At 69.2% G+C, this 15399-nt stretch carries 17 protein-coding genes; 8 read left to right on the forward strand and 9 right to left on the reverse strand.

Going from position 1 to position 15399, the window contains the following annotated elements:
• Positions 1-4 precede the first annotated feature (4 nt).
• From CC117_RS23375 to CC117_RS37540, 3 genes are all read right to left on the reverse strand, one after another.
• Positions 5-1006: a glycosyltransferase family 4 protein gene (locus CC117_RS23375; RefSeq protein WP_071087650.1), complete on the reverse strand. Its 1002-nt coding sequence runs from the start codon at positions 1004-1006 to the stop codon at positions 5-7.
• Between the two features lie 403 nt (positions 1007-1409).
• Positions 1410-2567, reverse strand: coding sequence for an FAD-dependent oxidoreductase (locus CC117_RS23380; protein ID WP_157905444.1), 1158 nt, complete (start codon positions 2565-2567; stop codon positions 1410-1412).
• A gap of 442 nt (positions 2568-3009) precedes the next feature.
• Positions 3010-3183 carry a hypothetical protein gene (locus CC117_RS37540; protein WP_157905445.1) on the reverse strand — a complete coding sequence of 58 codons (174 nt, stop codon included), beginning with the start codon at positions 3181-3183 and terminating at the stop codon, positions 3010-3012.
• 273 nt (positions 3184-3456) lie between these two features.
• On the opposite strand from CC117_RS37540, the gene recA reads away from it, so the two are divergent.
• Positions 3457-4485, forward strand: a complete 1029-nt coding sequence (gene recA, locus CC117_RS23385; protein WP_071087654.1) for a recombinase RecA — start codon at positions 3457-3459, stop codon at positions 4483-4485.
• 7 nt (positions 4486-4492) lie between these two features.
• On the opposite strand, the gene CC117_RS23390 is transcribed toward recA, so the two are convergent.
• Together CC117_RS23390 and CC117_RS23395 are read right to left on the reverse strand one after the other, a co-directional pair.
• Positions 4493-5593 (reverse strand): CU044_5270 family protein, encoded by a 1101-nt coding sequence (locus tag CC117_RS23390; protein WP_071087656.1) that lies wholly within the window; start codon positions 5591-5593, stop codon positions 4493-4495.
• Positions 5590-6150, reverse strand: coding sequence for an RNA polymerase sigma factor (locus CC117_RS23395; protein ID WP_241830349.1), 561 nt, complete (start codon positions 6148-6150; stop codon positions 5590-5592). The genes CC117_RS23390 and CC117_RS23395 overlap by 4 nt, the downstream gene beginning before the upstream one ends.
• A 1292-nt stretch (positions 6151-7442) precedes the next feature.
• Between CC117_RS23395 and CC117_RS23400 the strand changes: the two genes are divergently transcribed.
• Positions 7443-7793, forward strand: coding sequence for a MerR family transcriptional regulator (locus tag CC117_RS23400; protein WP_071087660.1), 351 nt, complete (start codon positions 7443-7445; stop codon positions 7791-7793).
• Positions 7794-7939: 146 nt separating this feature from the next.
• Here the strand turns inward: CC117_RS23400 and CC117_RS23405 are convergent, their stop codons facing one another.
• The 3 genes from CC117_RS23405 to CC117_RS23415 form a co-directional block, all read right to left on the reverse strand.
• Positions 7940-8323 carry an ATP-binding protein gene (locus tag CC117_RS23405; protein WP_241830350.1) on the reverse strand — a complete coding sequence of 128 codons (384 nt, stop codon included), beginning with the start codon at positions 8321-8323 and terminating at the stop codon, positions 7940-7942.
• A gap of 195 nt (positions 8324-8518) precedes the next feature.
• Entirely contained in the window at positions 8519-9670 is a 1152-nt protein-coding gene (locus CC117_RS23410; RefSeq protein ID WP_071087664.1) for a hypothetical protein, read from the reverse strand.
• A complete protein-coding gene (locus tag CC117_RS23415; protein WP_071087666.1) occupies positions 9670-10461 on the reverse strand; it encodes an alpha/beta fold hydrolase in 792 nt (263 codons plus the stop codon). Before CC117_RS23415 ends, CC117_RS23410 begins: the two co-directional genes overlap by 1 nt.
• Positions 10462-10516: 55 nt before the next feature.
• Between CC117_RS23415 and CC117_RS23420 the strand changes: the two genes are divergently transcribed.
• The 6 genes from CC117_RS23420 to CC117_RS23445 all read left to right on the forward strand — a co-directional run bounded on the left by CC117_RS23420 (position 10517) and on the right by CC117_RS23445 (position 14716).
• Positions 10517-11176, forward strand: a complete 660-nt coding sequence (locus tag CC117_RS23420; RefSeq protein WP_071087668.1) for a TetR/AcrR family transcriptional regulator — start codon at positions 10517-10519, stop codon at positions 11174-11176.
• A gap of 72 nt (positions 11177-11248) precedes the next feature.
• Positions 11249-11596, forward strand: coding sequence for a GntR family transcriptional regulator (locus CC117_RS23425; RefSeq protein WP_071087670.1), 348 nt, complete (start codon positions 11249-11251; stop codon positions 11594-11596).
• 22 nt (positions 11597-11618) lie between these two features.
• Positions 11619-12107, forward strand: a complete 489-nt coding sequence (locus CC117_RS23430; RefSeq protein WP_071087672.1) for a hypothetical protein — start codon at positions 11619-11621, stop codon at positions 12105-12107.
• 343 nt (positions 12108-12450) lie between these two features.
• Positions 12451-13257 (forward strand): SAM-dependent methyltransferase, encoded by an 807-nt coding sequence (locus CC117_RS23435; RefSeq protein WP_241830352.1) that lies wholly within the window; start codon positions 12451-12453, stop codon positions 13255-13257.
• 115 nt (positions 13258-13372) lie between these two features.
• Complete coding sequence (locus tag CC117_RS23440; protein ID WP_071087674.1) at positions 13373-13840, forward strand: MarR family winged helix-turn-helix transcriptional regulator; 468 nt, start codon at positions 13373-13375, stop codon at positions 13838-13840.
• Positions 13841-14221: 381 nt separating this feature from the next.
• Entirely contained in the window at positions 14222-14716 is a 495-nt protein-coding gene (locus tag CC117_RS23445) for a DoxX family protein (RefSeq protein ID WP_071087734.1), read from the forward strand.
• Positions 14717-14745: 29 nt separating this feature from the next.
• Here the strand turns inward: CC117_RS23445 and CC117_RS23450 are convergent, their stop codons facing one another.
• On the reverse strand, positions 14746-15354 hold the full coding sequence (locus tag CC117_RS23450; protein WP_071087676.1) for a SixA phosphatase family protein: 609 nt from the start codon (positions 15352-15354) through the stop codon (positions 14746-14748).
• Positions 15355-15399: the final 45 nt, after the last annotated feature.

The raw sequence follows: 15399 nt of genomic DNA on the forward strand, positions 1-15399 counted from the left end.
GACATCAGGAGGCAGGACCGGCGAGAACGGTGGCGTAGACGGCGAGATAGTCGGCCACCATGCGCGCGGTGGAGAACCTCCGCTGCGCCATGGCCCGGCAGGAAGCGCGGTCAAGAGTCGCGGCGCGGTCCACCGCGGCCGCCGCGGCCACCGGCCCGTCCACCAGGAAGCCGGTCACCCCCTCGTCGACCACCTCCGGCATCGCTCCGCGTGGGTAGGTGATGACCGGCGTGYCGCAGGCCATGGCCTCGACGACGGCCAGCCCGAACGGCTCGTCGAACGAGATCGGATGCAGCAGCGCCGTGGCCGATCCCAGGACCTCGGCCCGCCGGGCCGGTCCCACCGAGCCGAGGTAGCGGACCCGGTCTCCGTCGACGTGCGGCAGGACCTGCTCGGCGAAGTACCGTTCGTCCTGGACGATTCCGCAGATCACCAGGCGCCGCCCCGCCCGGCGGGCGATGTCGACGGCGACCGCGGTGCCCTTGTCGGGGTGGACCCGGCCGAGCACGACCAGATCGTCACCACCCGCTGCCGAGAACGGAAGACCGTCCAGGTCGACGCCGTGGTGAACGGTCGCGGYGTAGTTCAGCACGGGGCTGCGATCGGCGTCCGAGATCGACACATAGGCCGAGGCCGCCCGCGCGTAGGCCGGGACGATCCGCGGATCGGAGAAACCGTGGATCGTCGTGACCATGGGAGCCTGGAAGCTCGGCGCGAACGCGAGGGGCAGCCAGTCGAGATGGTTGTGCACGAGGTCGAACTCGCTGGAGCGTGCCAGCGCGTGGGCCACGTGGAGCGCCTCCCACACCCGACCGTCGAGGGACGGGTCCTCGGCGTACCCGTGCGGGCACACGCCGTCCAGCTCGCCACCCGTCACCGAATCCAGCGTCGCGAACAACGTCACGTCCACCCCGTGCCCGAGGAGGCCCTCCGTGATGGTGCTGGCGACCTGCTCCCAGGGGCCGTAGTGCCGGGGCGGAGTTCGCCAGGCGACCGGCGCGAGCATCGCTATCCGCACGGTGCTCCGGAGGTGCCTTCATCAGAAGGCGTGAAATCGGCACGATCGAGGAAAAGAATCAGCTGGCCTGCTGCCATGATGGCCACCCAACCCCGGCGATGAAGACCGCCGGCCGGCCATGACCGGTGACGACATCGCTCAGGCAGCGACATTCGTCAATGACCGGTCTGGCCGGACCGTACCACGGCACCGCGGGTCTGCACATCTGATCGATGCACCCCACGACGACACCCCTGATCCCGCGCAGCCGGTCGACGCAGGAGCAGGTGGACTCCACTGCCGCGGGGAGACAGGACCAGAGTTGCCGCGCGGGTGCCGGCGGGGGTGCTGGAACCGCGCCAGCAGTTCCAGCCGCCTACCGGCAACCGATCATGCCGTCGACGCTCTCCGATCAGATCCGGTGTGCCTGGATCTTCTTGAAGGCCTCGAGCACCTCTGCCGGCGGTTTCGATCCCTGCCCACCGGCGATGTCGGCTCCGTTCGCCTTGAGAATTCTTTCGTCGTTCATGCGGCCAAGGCCGCCTACCTCGCGGACTCGTTCCTGGCGGGCCAGCTGGAACTGCGCGAACGCGGCCGGGATGTCCGGCGAATCCTGGAGGCAGCGGGCTATGGCCACTGAATCCTCCAGAGCCATCGACAGCCCCTGGCCTGCGTGTGGCGAAATTGCGTGTGCCGCATCTCCGGCCAGGCAGACTCGACCAGAATGCCATAGAGGAAGATCGTCGAGTTTGAAGTTCAAGAACCTGGAAACAGGTCCGCGGGTTGCCTCGAGGATCTGACTCATCAGTGGTGCGTCGGACTGGTGAAGTTCGACCTGCTGGGCCAACCACTCCTGGTCGGAGGTAGCGGCAACCTCGGCGCGGGGTGGTTCGCCCGGCCAGGCGCGTACGTCCCACCAGAGCACGTCGCCGTCCGAGTTGCGCAGATAGCCCATACTGGTGAACTGGCCATTTGCGATGTACAGGGCCTCGGGCGCTATCTGCTCGAAACCGCCGCCGGTGGAGAATCCCGAGGAGTGCACCAGGCCTATGTAGGTGGGTGCCGGAAAATCGGGAAACAGGCTGYGCCGGACGGCGGAGTGTATGCCGTCGCATGCGATTATCAGGTCGGCGGTTACAGTGCTGCCGTCGGCGAACTCGGCTACCGCGGTTTCTGCGTCCGTCCGGACTGCCGTGACAGCCTTGCCGAACTCGACCGGGATACCCAGCTTGGCGAGGTGCACGTGCAGCAAATCATGCAGGGYCGCCCGCTCGATCAGAATCCGCGGGTCCGGTATCGTGCCGCCCTCGTTTCCCTTCTGGTCAAGGAAGGTGATTCCGCTACAATACTCTCCGCGCGCAGCTGTCTCTTCCAGAAGACCCATCTCGGCCAGTACGTRCTGCCCGTTCGGAGCAAGAGTAAAGAATCCTCCGTCGGCGCGGGGCGCTGTCTCGGCCTCGTAGACGGTCGACTCGATACCGACATTCTTCAGTGCGATGGCGATCGCAGGTCCAGCTATACCACCGCCAATTACCGCGGCCCGTCGCTCGCTCGTCCCGCCGTCTGGCACAGGGTCCTCTTCTCCGGTAGCTATTGGATTCATGCAGATAATCCAGGTTGGATTTCTGGACTTATCGCACTTCTCGCAAGTATGGAGGAGACTGAATGGTGATGGCAGACTGACGAGGAAGATGGCAGCAACAGGACAAGGGGTTGCTCGCGAGGTACCGAGGTTCGCGCAGCAGGTATCTCGGCTGTAGCGGTAGCGGTACGTTATGTACATTCCGCGGATCTACGCCAGCGATCCGGCGCGCCCTGTCACGGTAATGTCTCTCATCGAAGCCCGGGTATCGATTCCTTTGCCGAACGAGGGACGTCACATGATGTGGGGGTGTGCCGGCCGAGCGCCGACGAGGTGACGCGCTACCGGTTCATGGCCCGRCACGGCCCCCCGGGCTCCCCGACACCGGGTTCTGCCGTGCACTGAGCAGGAACTGGGCCGCGCGGCACGCTCAGGTGAGCCCGCCGTCGGCGTGCAGGTTCTGTCCGGTGATCCACCGGCTTTCCGGACGGGCCAGGAGCGCAATCCCGGCACCACCGGCGGCTACAGCCCGCGCCCCGGGACGGCTGGCCCCCCGCTGATGCTCGACGACCGCGAAGCCCTCGCCGTCGCGGTTGCCCTCCACACCGTCCAGACCTCGGGCCTTGCCGGTGCCGGCGAGACCGCCGCGTCCGCCGCGTCCGCCGCCGCGGGGCGATGCGGGGGTCCTCCAGGTACCAGCCCAACGCGGGTGTGTACCGGCGTGTCGCCGCACCTTCGAACGGATGTTCGTCTACTGTCGGCCGCAGACCCTCCGCCGCCCACAGAACCGACCCGGCTTCCGAAACCGTCGGTCCCACGGCCAAGCGTCGGCTCGTGGTCACGACCCGCCGACCTCAGTCAGCATGGAGTAACTCCAATGGTGGGACCCGACCGCGACAAGGCGTTGGAGAACGCTCTTGCGCAGATCGACAAGCAGTTCGGCAAGGGCTCGGTCATGCGGCTGGGCGACGATATCCGGCCGCMGATCCGGGTTATCCCGACCGGATCCATCGCGCTGGATGTCGCGCTCGGTATCGGGGGCCTTCCTCGTGGGCGCGTCGTCGAGATCTAYGGGCCGGAGTCGTCSGGAAAGACSACSGTYGCSCTRCACGCYGTSGCGAACGCGCAGGCGGCCGGGGGYATCGCGGCCTTCATCGACGCGGAGCACGCCCTTGATCCCGAGTACGCGGGGAAGCTGGGTGTCGACACCGACGCGCTGCTCGTCTCCCAGCCCGACACGGGTGAGCAGGCGCTGGAGATCGCCGACATGCTGATCCGCTCCGGCGCGCTCGACATCATCGTCGTCGACTCGGTCGCGGCCCTCGTACCGCGCGCCGAGATCGAGGGGGAGATGGGCGACAGCCACGTGGGCCTGCAGGCCAGACTCATGTCGCAGGCGCTGCGAAAGCTCACCGGAGCGCTCGCGAACTCCGGCACCACCGCCATCTTCATCAACCAGCTCCGCGAGAAGATCGGCGTCATGTTCGGGTCGCCGGAGACGACCACCGGTGGAAAGGCGCTGAAGTTCTACGCGTCGGTCCGGCTCGACGTACGCCGCATCGAGACGCTGAAGGACGGGACCRAGGCGGTCGGTAACCGGACCAGGGTCAAGGTGGTCAAGAACAAGATGGCCCCACCGTTCCGGACAGCTGAGTTCGACATCGTCTACGGCGGCGGTATCAGCCGTGAGGGCTCCCTGATCGACATGGGCGTCGAGCACGGCATCATCCGCAAGTCCGGTGCCTGGTACACCTGTGACGGTGACCAGCTCGGCCAGGGCAAGGAGAACGCGCGATCGTTCCTCCGCGACAACCCTGATCTGGCCAACGAGATCGAGAAGCGCATCAAGGAGAAGCTCGGCCTTTCCCCGACGCTGGACGCCGAGGCTCCGCCGCTGGTCCCCTGACGCGGGATCAACGCAGGTCGCCTACGGTGATGACCTGGCGTTCGTCGGTGAACTGGCTGTACTCGGCGACGGTGGGTCCAGGTGGCAGTTCCAGGCCGGGAGGGGCGTCGGGGGCGAACACCGTCTCCGCGGTCAGCGGTGTCCCGTCGTCGGAGACGAGAAGGTAGCCCGTGCTGGTACGGGAGCCGTCCGTGCCGGCCAGTCGGATTCCGACGGAGCGGGCTGGTCGTCCCGCCCGGTCGGTGACCGGGCCGGTGGCGAAGACGGCGGGGTCACGGGCGAACAGCTCGTACAGTGCGGCGTTCTGCTGTGGGCTGGTGCCGCCGCCTTTCAGATGGGAGTAGGCCAGCCGGGTGATGTCTGCGGGTGTGGCGGTGACGCCCTGGTTCGCCTGGTAGGAGGAGAGCAGGTGCGCGTAGAGCTGGTCGGGGTCGGTGGGGAGCAGCGCGACTTCGACGCCGGCCTCCGCGGGGGGTGCCTCGATGCGCCGGTACCCGGGTTCCTCTGGTGGTGTGGGGCCGCCGACGGCCCGCCCGGCGCGGTCCACGCCCTGGAGGGACTGTTCGATCAGGCGGGACCCGTCCGGTCGGCGCCACATCTGGATGATGCGTGTGACGATGACCGTCGTCGCGCCGGACCGGGCGACGCTGGTCTGGAGGCCGTAGGACTGCAGGCGTGTGTAGTGGACCTGTCCCGTCCCGGGCACGGTCATCTCTCGCTGCCGCTGTGCCGCGTCCAGGAGGATCCCCACGGCCGTCTCGTGGTCGCCGGTGGTCGCGGTCAGCAGCGGCGCGGGTAGCAGGGGCGCGGCGACGGCGCTTCCTCCACCACCGACCACGACGGCTGTGACCAGGAGCACCACCATGACGGTGACCGCGGCCGCCGATGCGAGCAGTGCCCGTGCTCGCGTGCTTCGCCGGCCCGGTCGGCGGCGCCTGCCATCCGGCATCTCCTGACCTGGGTGGGCGATGAGGGCCTGGATCAGCCGCTGTGCCTCTCGGCGTTCCTCCTCCGTTGCCTCCGTCCGGGGTGACGGGTTCGTTCCGGCGAGCAGAGCACGGGCGATGCGCAGGTCCTCGCCGGACAGGTCGGCGGAGTCGGGTGTCATGAGCGCCTTCCCGGGACGGAGGACGGGGCGGGAACCAGCGGGGGTGCCGCGATGAGGTCCTGGAGGTGGCGGCGGGCGCGGTGCAGACGCATCTTCGCCGCGGCCGGGGAGATCCCCAGCGTGGCGGCGAGGCCGGGCAGGTCCAGCTTCTCCCAGACAGCGAGGGTGAGGATCTCCCGGTCGCGGTCCGAGAGCTGGTCCAGAGCCCACCGGGCGTGGTCCCGGGCAACCGCCTCGTGCGCCACGACATCGGTGGCGGGTGCCGGCCCGGCGACGGATCCCGCGGCCGAGAGCCGCGCCGTGAGTCGTCGCACGCGAACGTCCGAACGGTGACGGTTGCGTACCGCGTTGCCGGCGATCGCGTACAGCCACGGCAGGGTCTCGCCGGAGTCCGTCGGCCGGTTTTCCCACGACCGCCACACCGTCAGGAAGGTCTCCGACACCACGTCCCACGCGGCAGCGTCATCCGACAGACGACGCTGCGCGAACCGCAGGACTGCCAGCTGGTGAGCTCGGAACAACGCCTCGAAGGCTTGTTCGCGGGAGCGTGGGGGCACAGGGAGCAGTCCTTCCTCGATCGTCCTCCCTTAGGTCCGGCGCGCAGCCGAAAGTTACAAGCCCCACGCCACGACCATCGGTTCTGGTGACATGACCCCCACGGCGTCTCGATCGCTGATGTCAGCGGCCTGCCTCTCCACGGCCTCTCTCGAGGCACCGGCTCCCTCATAGGCCAGGCCGCGGGCGTTCCGCCGCGGAGCTCATGCGCACCCGCCTCCCCCGGGGGCCGGTGTCGACGATCCAGCCATGATCGGACAGTGCAGAGTAGTTGCCTCCCCGACATCGTGAAATCTGTTCTCGTCGGAGTAGACATCTGGGTGCTGTCCTGGGTAGAGTTCCTGTCGTAGCCAGAGAGTCCATGGTCGCGGCAGACATGAACTGGCGCGAGGAGGACGGCGGCCAGACGGGCCGCCGAGCACCACCACAGAAGGCCGGCAAGTACCCGACCAGGCGATGAGGAGAGGAGCGGACCCCCTCAGGATCGCCCGAGCGATGGTCTCCAACTCGCTCGGCCATCCGCAGGCCCCGGATTGGAAGGTGGTTCCCGGTCACGCATAGCGATCTCCGCACCTGCCCCGCCGGGGCTGGTCAGGCGGACGCAGAGAACCCGTCGTATCTAGCCCAATAGATGATCAACCCTCGGAGCCCTGGTGTCAGATGACACCAGGGCTCTTTGGGTCTCTTTGGGTGTCCTGGCTCGGGTGTGACACTCGGGTGCCCGTCCGCGAGGGTGATCGGCGGTCCCACCCACCCGCCTGGCTGTTCGCGGCGCCCGCCGGCTGGACGGGCGCCGTCGTCGGGGGTGAGCGGGCCCCGTCGGGCCCCCGTCGGGCCCCCGTCGGGCGGTCAGGCTACCTGTATCCTCGGCCGCGCAAAATCTATCTCCGCTACAGTAGACATCCAGGCATCGCCCTGGGTAGAGTTCCTGCGGTAGCCATGAGAGTCCAYGGTCGCGGCAGATACGAACTGGCGCGAGCAGGGCGGCGGTCAGGGCAGGCCGCCGAGCATCTTCGAGAGAAGTTCGGCAGTACCCGGYAGGTGATCTATGAGGAGAGGGGAGCGGACGCCATCAGGATCGCCCGAGCGATGGTCTAGCTCGCTCGGATACCGCGCAGGCCCCGGATTGGAAGGTGGTCCCCGGTCACGCATACGCGATCCCCGCACTCCCACCGTCCTGGGTGGGTAGGCGGGTTCCAGGATCCGGCGCATTCTGGCCGGTAGATGGTGTTGAACCCTCGGGGCCCTGGTGCCGTATGGCGCCAGGGCCCCTCGATGTGTCATGAGAGGCGCGATGACCCCTGAAAGCACACGTAAGTCAACACACAGTCTCGACGACGATGACTACCCCGCCTACACCATGGGCCGCGCGGCCGAGATGATCGGCACCACGCCCGCCTTCCTGAGGGCCCTCGGCGAGGCTCGCCTGATCACGCCGTTGCGCTCGGAGGGCGGCCACCGCCGTTACTCCCGGTACCAGCTGCRTATTGCCGCCCGCGTCCGCGAACTCGTTGATCAGGGCACCGCGATCGACGCCGCCTGCCGCATCGTCATCCTCGAAGACCAGCTCGCCGAAGCCCAGCGGCTCAACCAGCAGCTACGCCAACCGGCAACTGACCCGCCGCCGCCCGCCGAGACGCCCTGACCGGCAGGCAGGCCGGCGCATCGGCCAGGACGTGGGCTCCTCCTACCGGCAGCGGCGGTGGAACATGCATGGTGGGCCGGGCTGCCACCGGCTTGGAGCAGGCACGGATCGTCGGCCAACCGCTTCGCCGTACCGGCGCCGTGGGGTCAGTCGAGTTCGACCCAGACGCGTTTGCCGTCGCCGTGTGTCTCGACGCCCCACCGGGCAGTGAGCTGGTCGACGATGTGCATCCCACGGCCCCGCTCGTCGGAATCGACGATTTCTCGGGCCACCGGCTGTACCGACGACCCGTCAGCGAGTTCCAGACGCAGCACCTCGCCGGTGACCCGGAGGGCCAGCCGCAGCTGGCCCCGTTCACCGGCGTGCTGCACAGCGTTCGTCACCAGCTCCGAAACCACCAGCACGGCATCGTCGGTCTGCCGGTCGTGCCCCCAGGCGAGAAGCAACCCCCGCAGCACCTCGCGGGCAGCCCCCGCAGCCCGCGCATCAAAGGGCAGATCCACGTTGGCTGACCAGCCCTTGTCGCGCACCGCAACCAACCCCTCACCYGTCGATCATGCTCATGGTGCGCGTCCTCTCCATCCGAAGACGCAACGAACAGGCGCCACCAGATGGTCCTGTCACGCTTCCCGAAAGCTGGATCTGTCCTCGATCCCCTGTGGGTGGTCTGCGGGGGAGCGGCAACCTTAGCCCGAGAGCCGGTGCTGTGACGGGGCGCAGTCCGGTCAGGGCTGGGCAGGAAGCGGGCCGCGCGGCATGCCGGCGTTGGCGACCAGCGCCTCAGGACCACGAGTTCCCGCGGCTCCGAAGAAATCGGCCACGGGCGTCGCAACCGGTACGCGACCGCCCGTGGCCGGTTCGGTGCTGCCAAAGGTCTTCGAGGGCGCGGTCGTGGCATGGCCCGAGGACGGGCGGCCGGACCGGCAGAGCAGCGCGGCGCCAAGGGCAAAGGGCAGCAGGGTGGTCATGAACGGTGCCGTGAGGATGTAGGCCGCGGTGGCTCCTGCCTCGCTCGCCGCGCCCAGCACGGGCACGTCGAACGCGCCGGTGACGCCGAGGGCCGCCGCTGTCGTCGTGAGGCCGACGAGCAGCGCTCCGCCGAGGACGACACGGTCGGCGGCTCGCGTCGAGATCAGCGTGGCGCGCCGCAGGCCGATCGTCAGCGCGATGACGGCGAGGTGCGTCAGCATCACGTACGTCAGCTGCAGCAGATCCAGCCAGACGAGCATGATCGCCATCGGCTCCGGATCACCGGGCAGACCCCGCAGATAGGCGTTCGCCTGCCAGGCGGTCTTCTCGACGGCGACCTGGGCCGGCGACGCCCCGGACAGGATCACTGCGGCTCTGGCCACCAGGTTCGCGAGATAGCCGGCGCTGCCGAGTCCGAGCGCGGTGAGCGCGAGTGCGGCGGGCGCCCGGCCGGGCCCGTCCCACAACCTGGCCGTGATCAGAACTGTGCTGGCGAGCAGGACTCCACCGATGACGAGCAGGACGGTGGTGTTGGCGAGCATCGCGCCTGGATGCTCCGCGGTGGGGATGCCGGTCAGCGACGCAAGGGCGAACACGAACACGGCCGACGCGATCAGAGGGGTGGCCAGGGTGGCGTCGTGGTCGGTGGCGGCCGCGGCTTTCGCCCGTCGGGTCACGAACACCGCCGCCGCGACGTAGACCGCGTCGATGACCAGGAAGATCGGGGTGGGGAACAGCGCACCACCGGCCTGCATCCCGGCCAGGGCCACACCCGCCACCCACAGCAGACCGACCCGGTAGGCGTCGATCTTCGCGGAGGTGTCCGACGGCGTGGCGGGGAGGTCCCCTTCGCGCCACGGAGGCGGATGCGGCGCCGCGGCGGACCCTGGCTTCCAGGCGGTGCTCATCACGCCTCGTCTCGCCGCTGTGCGGCCCGGGTGGCGAGGAAGACTGAGAGCACCTGCGGTCGGGCGAGGTAGATCTCGTGGTCGTCGGCGTCGGGAACCTGCACGAGAGGCAGACCGTGCTGGATGTTCAGGCACTCGGCGATCTGCTGGTGCAGCGGGTTGACGCCCGCACCGAGGGCGACGATGACCTTGTCGGCCGGTAGCTCGCCGGGAGCGAAGACGTGCTTGGTGATCAGCTGCGCATCGTCCCGCACGACGGCCTCGGCGTTCGTCGACATCCGGGCGACTTCGGGGCCGTCGAGGTCTGCCTGCCCGCCGGACAGGACCGCGAGGGTGGTCCTGAACGCACCGACCCAGTCCTGTGGGTGATCGGCGAGGTACCGCTCCCCGGCGGCGTTGATCGCGGCGTGGGTCTCGGCCCCGCCGGGCAGCACGCCGAGGGTGGCCGGCTCCCAGGCGATCACTTCGTGCACCAGGCCGGGGTGGCGGGCCGCCAGCGCCAGCGCGACGACGCCACCGGAACTGAACCCGAGCACGGTCGCCGGGCGCTCGGGAGTGGCGCCGAGCGCGCGCAGCAGGTCGGCCGCGTCGTCGGCGTGCTGGTCGGCGCCCTTCCCCGGCCAGTCGTCGCGGGTGCTCGAACCGGTGCCGCGCCGGTCGTAGGCGACGGCTTGCCAGCCGCTCGCCGCCAGCGCCGCGGCCTGCGGYGCAAGCATGTCGGCGTCCTCGGCGCCGCCGTGGATCAGAAGGATCGTCGGGCCTTCCCCGAACACGTCGTAGGCCAGTCTCATCGCCGGCTCCTTTCGTCTTACTCAAGCTATATCCAATAGTGGTTAAGGTAAGGCAATGACGTCGAGCCGACAGCCGCGCCGCCGCTACGACGCCACCGGGCGGCAGTCGCAGGCACGGGAGAACCGGGCTCGGGTGATCGCCACGGCGACCCGGCTGTTCGTCGAACAGGGGTATGCGTCGACCTCGATCGCCCAGGTCGCGGCGGCCGCGAGGGTGTCGGCGCCGACGGTGTTCGCCCACTTCGCGTCCAAGGCCAACCTGCTGAAGGTCGCTGTTGACGTCGCGATCGCGGGAGATGACGAGCAGGTGCCGTTGCACCAGCGGCCGGCGATGCTGCGCGTGCACCAGGCGACGACCGCCGATCAGGTGCTCGAGCGGTTCGCCGCGGCCGGGTCCGAGGTGGCTGCGCGGGTGAATCCGCTGTTCGAGGTCGTCCGTGCGGCGGCGGACGCCGACCCCGAGATCGCGGCGCTGGCCGAGGAGCTGGACCGGCAGCGGTTGGCCGGGACGGGGATCATCGCGGCCGCGTTCGCCGAGCGACTCGGTGTTCGGGATGACCCCCAGGCGGTCGAACGCATCCGGGACACCATCTGGACGATGTTCTCGCCGCAGGTCTATGGCCTCCTGGTCGTCCAGCGCGGCTGGTCCCCCGAGGAGTACCGCGCCTGGGTGGTGCGGGCCGCGTCCGCGGCCGCAAGCCACCCGGCGGTCTGACGGGGGAGTAGCTGGCCGCGAACGGGTCCTGGGTGGACCCACGCTCCAGATGGTGCTAATAATGCTAGCACCATGAGATGGCAGATCGATCATTCTTCGCGAGAGCTGCTGCAGCACCAGATCGCCAGGTGTGTCCGTCAGGGCGTGGCTTCGGGAGACCTGCCGGTCGGGGAGCAGCTTCCGCCGGCGGCCGAGCTGGCGGCGGCCCTGTCGGTGGACCGCAACACGGTCCTCGCCGCCTACCGGCAGCTGCGGGACGAGGGCGTGCTGGAGTTCCGCCGGGGCCGCGGTGCGCGGGTCGCGTCCGCCGTCACGAAGCCAACCCCGGTCACCGAGGCAGCTCAGGCGCTGGTGGCCGTGGCCCGCCAGCACGGGCTCGGGCGCAGCGAACTGATCCGTCTCATCGAGGACCTGACGTGACCCACCGAAAGGACGGTGTCCAGTGACGGCATCCGCGTTCCCAGGCCGGGGCCAGTACTCGATCTACACCGGACGGGCCACGAACTGGCCTCTGGTCACCCTCAGCGCCGTGCTGGCGGTGCCGCTCCTGGCCTTGGGCTGGTCGTCGGACGGGAGCAGACGCGGCCTGGTCCTGCCGTTTCTGGTGGTCATCGTCGCCGTGCTCGTGAACGTGCTGACCGGGTCGAGTGTCAGGACGACGGCGGGGCCAGGCGGGGTCTCGATCCGGTTCGGGCTGCTCGGGTGGCCGCGCTGCACCTATGGTCTCGACCAGATCGAGCGTGCCGAGGTGATCGACCTCCACTCCTGGTATGTGGTCTACGGGTTCTGGTGGACCGGTCGCCGCACCTGCTGCACAGTCCGCTCCGGGCCGACCCTGCGGTTGACCCTTCGCACCGGCCGCACGGTGACCGTCACCGTGCCCGATCCCGGTGCGGCTGTCGCCGTCATCCGCGAGGCCATGCCCGCCTGACGAGACGGGCCCGGAAGGTGCTTTGCCCGCGTGCGGTCCTGCCGTCAGTTCTGGATCCTGACGAAGTCGCCGGGCCGGTAGCGGCGATCGAAGAACACCTGGGTGGAGCCGTAGAACCGGAAGAGGCTGAAGCAGTCGCGTCATTCTGATCGCGGCCGAAGTCTCACAGTTACCTCTTCCGGGGATCCGGCCTCTGCATCGTTGACAGGCGGTCGCTGCGCACCGCTGAGTGACCGCGCGATAGGAGCTGAACACCGGCCGCCGGACGCCGGACAACACCCGCCGTATCTCGGCTGGGGGGGGCAGTGGCCTTCCCACCGCGGGATGAATCCGGGGGTGCATGATGGACTGCATGGTTGCTGACGAGCCGGCGCAGAGCGCATGGTCGCGAGTGGACACGAGCGTTCCGCACTCCGCTCGGGTCTGGAACTACTGGCTCGGCGGGAAGGACAACTTTCCTGCCGACCGGGAGCTGGGCGACAAGGTCTACGAGGTCTACCCGGACATCGTGCGGGTCGCCCGCGCGCAGCGGGAGTTCCTCGTCCGAACCATCACCTTCCTCGCCGGCGAGATGGGCATCCGCCAGTTCCTGGACATCGGCACCGGCCTGCCGACCGCCGACAACACCCATGAGGTTGCGCAGCGGATCGCCCCGGACTCCCGCATCGTCTATGTCGACAACGATCCGCTGGTGCTGGTGCATGCCCGGGCGTTGTTGACCAGCGCGCCCGGCGGCGCCACGGCCTATGTCGACGCCGACGTGCGCGACCCCGACAGGATCCTCGCGGAGGCCGCCGAGCTCCTGGACTTCTCCGAGCCGGTCGCTCTCGTCATGTTCGGCATCGTGGGGAACGTCGCCGACAACGCCGAGGCGAGTGGCATCGTGAAGCGGCTGCTCGACGCGGTGCGGCCGGGCAGTTATCTCGCGCTCAACGACGGCACGCACGGCGAGGACGTGGACAAGGCCATCGAGATCACCCAGGCGGACGGGCACCCCTACAACCTGCGTACCCCCGAGCAGGTCGCGTCCTTCTTCGACGGCCTCGAACTCGTCGAGCCGGGTGTGGTCTCGACGCCGCTCTGGCGGCCGGCCGCCGGGTCGGAGCCGCAGCCGCTGCACATCTTCGGCGGGGTCGGCCGCAAGCCGTAGCCGTCTTCGCTCGTCTTCGGCGGGTCAGGAGGTCGAGAGGCGGCCGCGTTCGTGGCCGCCTTCCGCACGACATTCCCCGCTCTGGCCGATGGCCGGTCCGGCTAGGCTTGGGTTCATGCAGGAACCCCGCTGGCTCGACGAGCGGGAGATGGCCGCGTGGCTCGGTTTCCTCGAGGCGAGCAACCGGCTCATGCGTCTTGTCGAACATCAGCTCAAGGTCGACAGCGGGCTCTCCCACGCGCAGTACGAGATCCTCGTCCGCCTCAGTGGTGCTCCCGACGGTGCGCTGCGCATGACCGAGCTGGCCGATCTCATGGTCACCTCGAAGAGCGGCCTGACCTACCAGGTAGCCCAGCTGGAGAAGGCCGGGCTGGTGGAGCGCCGCTCCTGCCCCACCGACGACCGGGGGATCCTCGCGGTCGTGACCGACGACGGCCGTCGGAAACTGGAGTCCGCCGCGCCCGGGCATGTGGCCCTGGTGCGCGACTGCCTGATCGATCTTCTCACGCCCGAGCAGCGGGACACCATCGCCGTCGCTTTGGGTAGTGTCAACGATACGCTGAGGCTCCGCGCCCGGAGCTGATGCTGGTTTCGGCGGGCGGCCGCCTGCCCCCCTGCGGGAGTCTCGAATCGGTTCGAGCTGCGCCGTGGCAGCTCCGGTGCCGCCGCCCGGGTGGTCCGATGTCGTGATCGCGTGCCGCCCGAAGGTGTCGCGGCGGACAGGAAAACCACTCTCCGTAGGTGGTTCAGATTTGAACGACCAGGTAAGGTCCCCCCAAGTCGTTCAAAATTGAACGATCTTCGGTCGGGCGCGACCTGCCGTCGGCGGACCGGAGACAGACGGACACGCGGGTCCACGACCCGCGTGGCAGAGACAGGAGAAGTGCTGGTGCCATCTCTGGCCGACACCCAGACCGTGCGAGGCCTCTCGACTGTCCCCGGATCCTCTCGTCCGGGTGCCTCGGTGGCGCCCTCGCTCGGATCCGACATCGGGCTGCTGCTGCTCCGGCTCGGTCTCGGAGTGATCATGATTGCGCACGGCAGCCAGAAGCTGTTCGGCTGGTTCGGCGGTGGCGGTCTCGACGGCACCGGCCAGTTCTTCGCCATGTCGGGCTATCCCGCGGGCAAGGGTATGGCGGTCATCGCCGGGCTCAGTGAGACCCTCGGCGGGCTCGGCCTCATCCTCGGCTTCCTCACTCCGCTGGCCGCCGCCGCGGTGATCGGCACGATGATCAATGCGGCGGCGGTGAAGTGGGATGGTGGGTTCTTCGCGCCCGGGGGCCTTGAGTACGAGCTGTTCCTCGCCGTCGCCGGTGCCGCCGTCGCCCTCATCGGGGCCGGTGGCTACGCGGCGGACCGGTTCCTGCCCGTCCTGCGCTCGCACCGGCTCGTCCACGGCGCCGGCGCGGTGGCGCTGGGAGTGGTCACAGCCCTGATCGTCCTGCTGATCCGCGGGTAGCCCACAGGCCACGATGGGTCGGTGGAGACCTAGAGGTGATGGACCGGGCCGGGGTGGTGGTCAGGGCCGGGACGGGGGTCTCGATGCTCCGGCGTGGCGAGGTACTCGACCGTGGCGTCGAGGGCAGGCTGCCCCCGCAGCAGCCACGCGTCGCCCTTCCGGGTGCGGCCGTCGGCCCCTGGCCAGCCCCGCCATCCGCGTGCCTGCCAGGCTCGGAACAGGTCGTTGATCCGTTCGCCGTGCGTGCACAGGACGCTGCCGTCCGTCTCGTCGGACGTGAGCAGGTCCAGCAGCGCCTCGGTGGAACCGTCGACGCCGAGCATCGCGCTCCGGCGCAGCGGCAGCCCGCGCGCGTCCGCCAGCGGCGCGACGGTCTGCTCGCACCGCAGGGTCGGGCTGGTCAGCACCTGCCGGACCGCGAGATCGCGGGTGACCACGGTGGCGAAGGTGGCGGCCTGACGGATCCCGCGGGCGGTGAGCGGGCGGGCGGCGTCCTCACCCGTCCAGGTCTTCTTCGGTAGCGCCAGGGCATGTCGGACGATCACCACGGTGTGGGATGTCGCCGCACCGCGACCGGTGTCGGTGTTGACACCGGTCTCGTGGCGCGTGGGTGCGCTGGTGCTGCTGCTGTCCGGCATCCTGCTCCTGTCGGGGAGGCGGCTGACTTGTTCGGTGGGCGACCG

Source organism: Parafrankia colletiae, from assembly GCF_001854655.1.
Classification (GTDB): domain Bacteria; phylum Actinomycetota; class Actinomycetes; order Frankiales; family Frankiaceae; genus Parafrankia; species Parafrankia colletiae.

Bases quoted from the DNA above. Each gene is read 5' to 3' on its own strand.
- CC117_RS23440 (WP_071087674.1), top strand. From the start codon at position 13,373: ATGCAGGAACCCCGCTGGCTCGACGAGCGGGAGATGGCCGCGTGGCTC.
- CC117_RS23425 (WP_071087670.1), top strand. From the start codon at position 11,249: ATGAGATGGCAGATCGATCATTCTTCGCGAGAGCTGCTGCAGCACCAG.
- CC117_RS23450 (WP_071087676.1), bottom strand. From the start codon at position 15,354: ATGCCGGACAGCAGCAGCACCAGCGCACCCACGCGCCACGAGACCGGT.
- CC117_RS23435 (WP_241830352.1), top strand. From the start codon at position 12,451: ATGGACTGCATGGTTGCTGACGAGCCGGCGCAGAGCGCATGGTCGCGA.
- CC117_RS23420 (WP_071087668.1), top strand. From the start codon at position 10,517: ATGACGTCGAGCCGACAGCCGCGCCGCCGCTACGACGCCACCGGGCGG.
- CC117_RS23390 (WP_071087656.1), bottom strand. From the start codon at position 5,593: ATGACACCCGACTCCGCCGACCTGTCCGGCGAGGACCTGCGCATCGCC.
- CC117_RS23410 (WP_071087664.1), bottom strand. From the start codon at position 9,670: ATGAGCACCGCCTGGAAGCCAGGGTCCGCCGCGGCGCCGCATCCGCCT.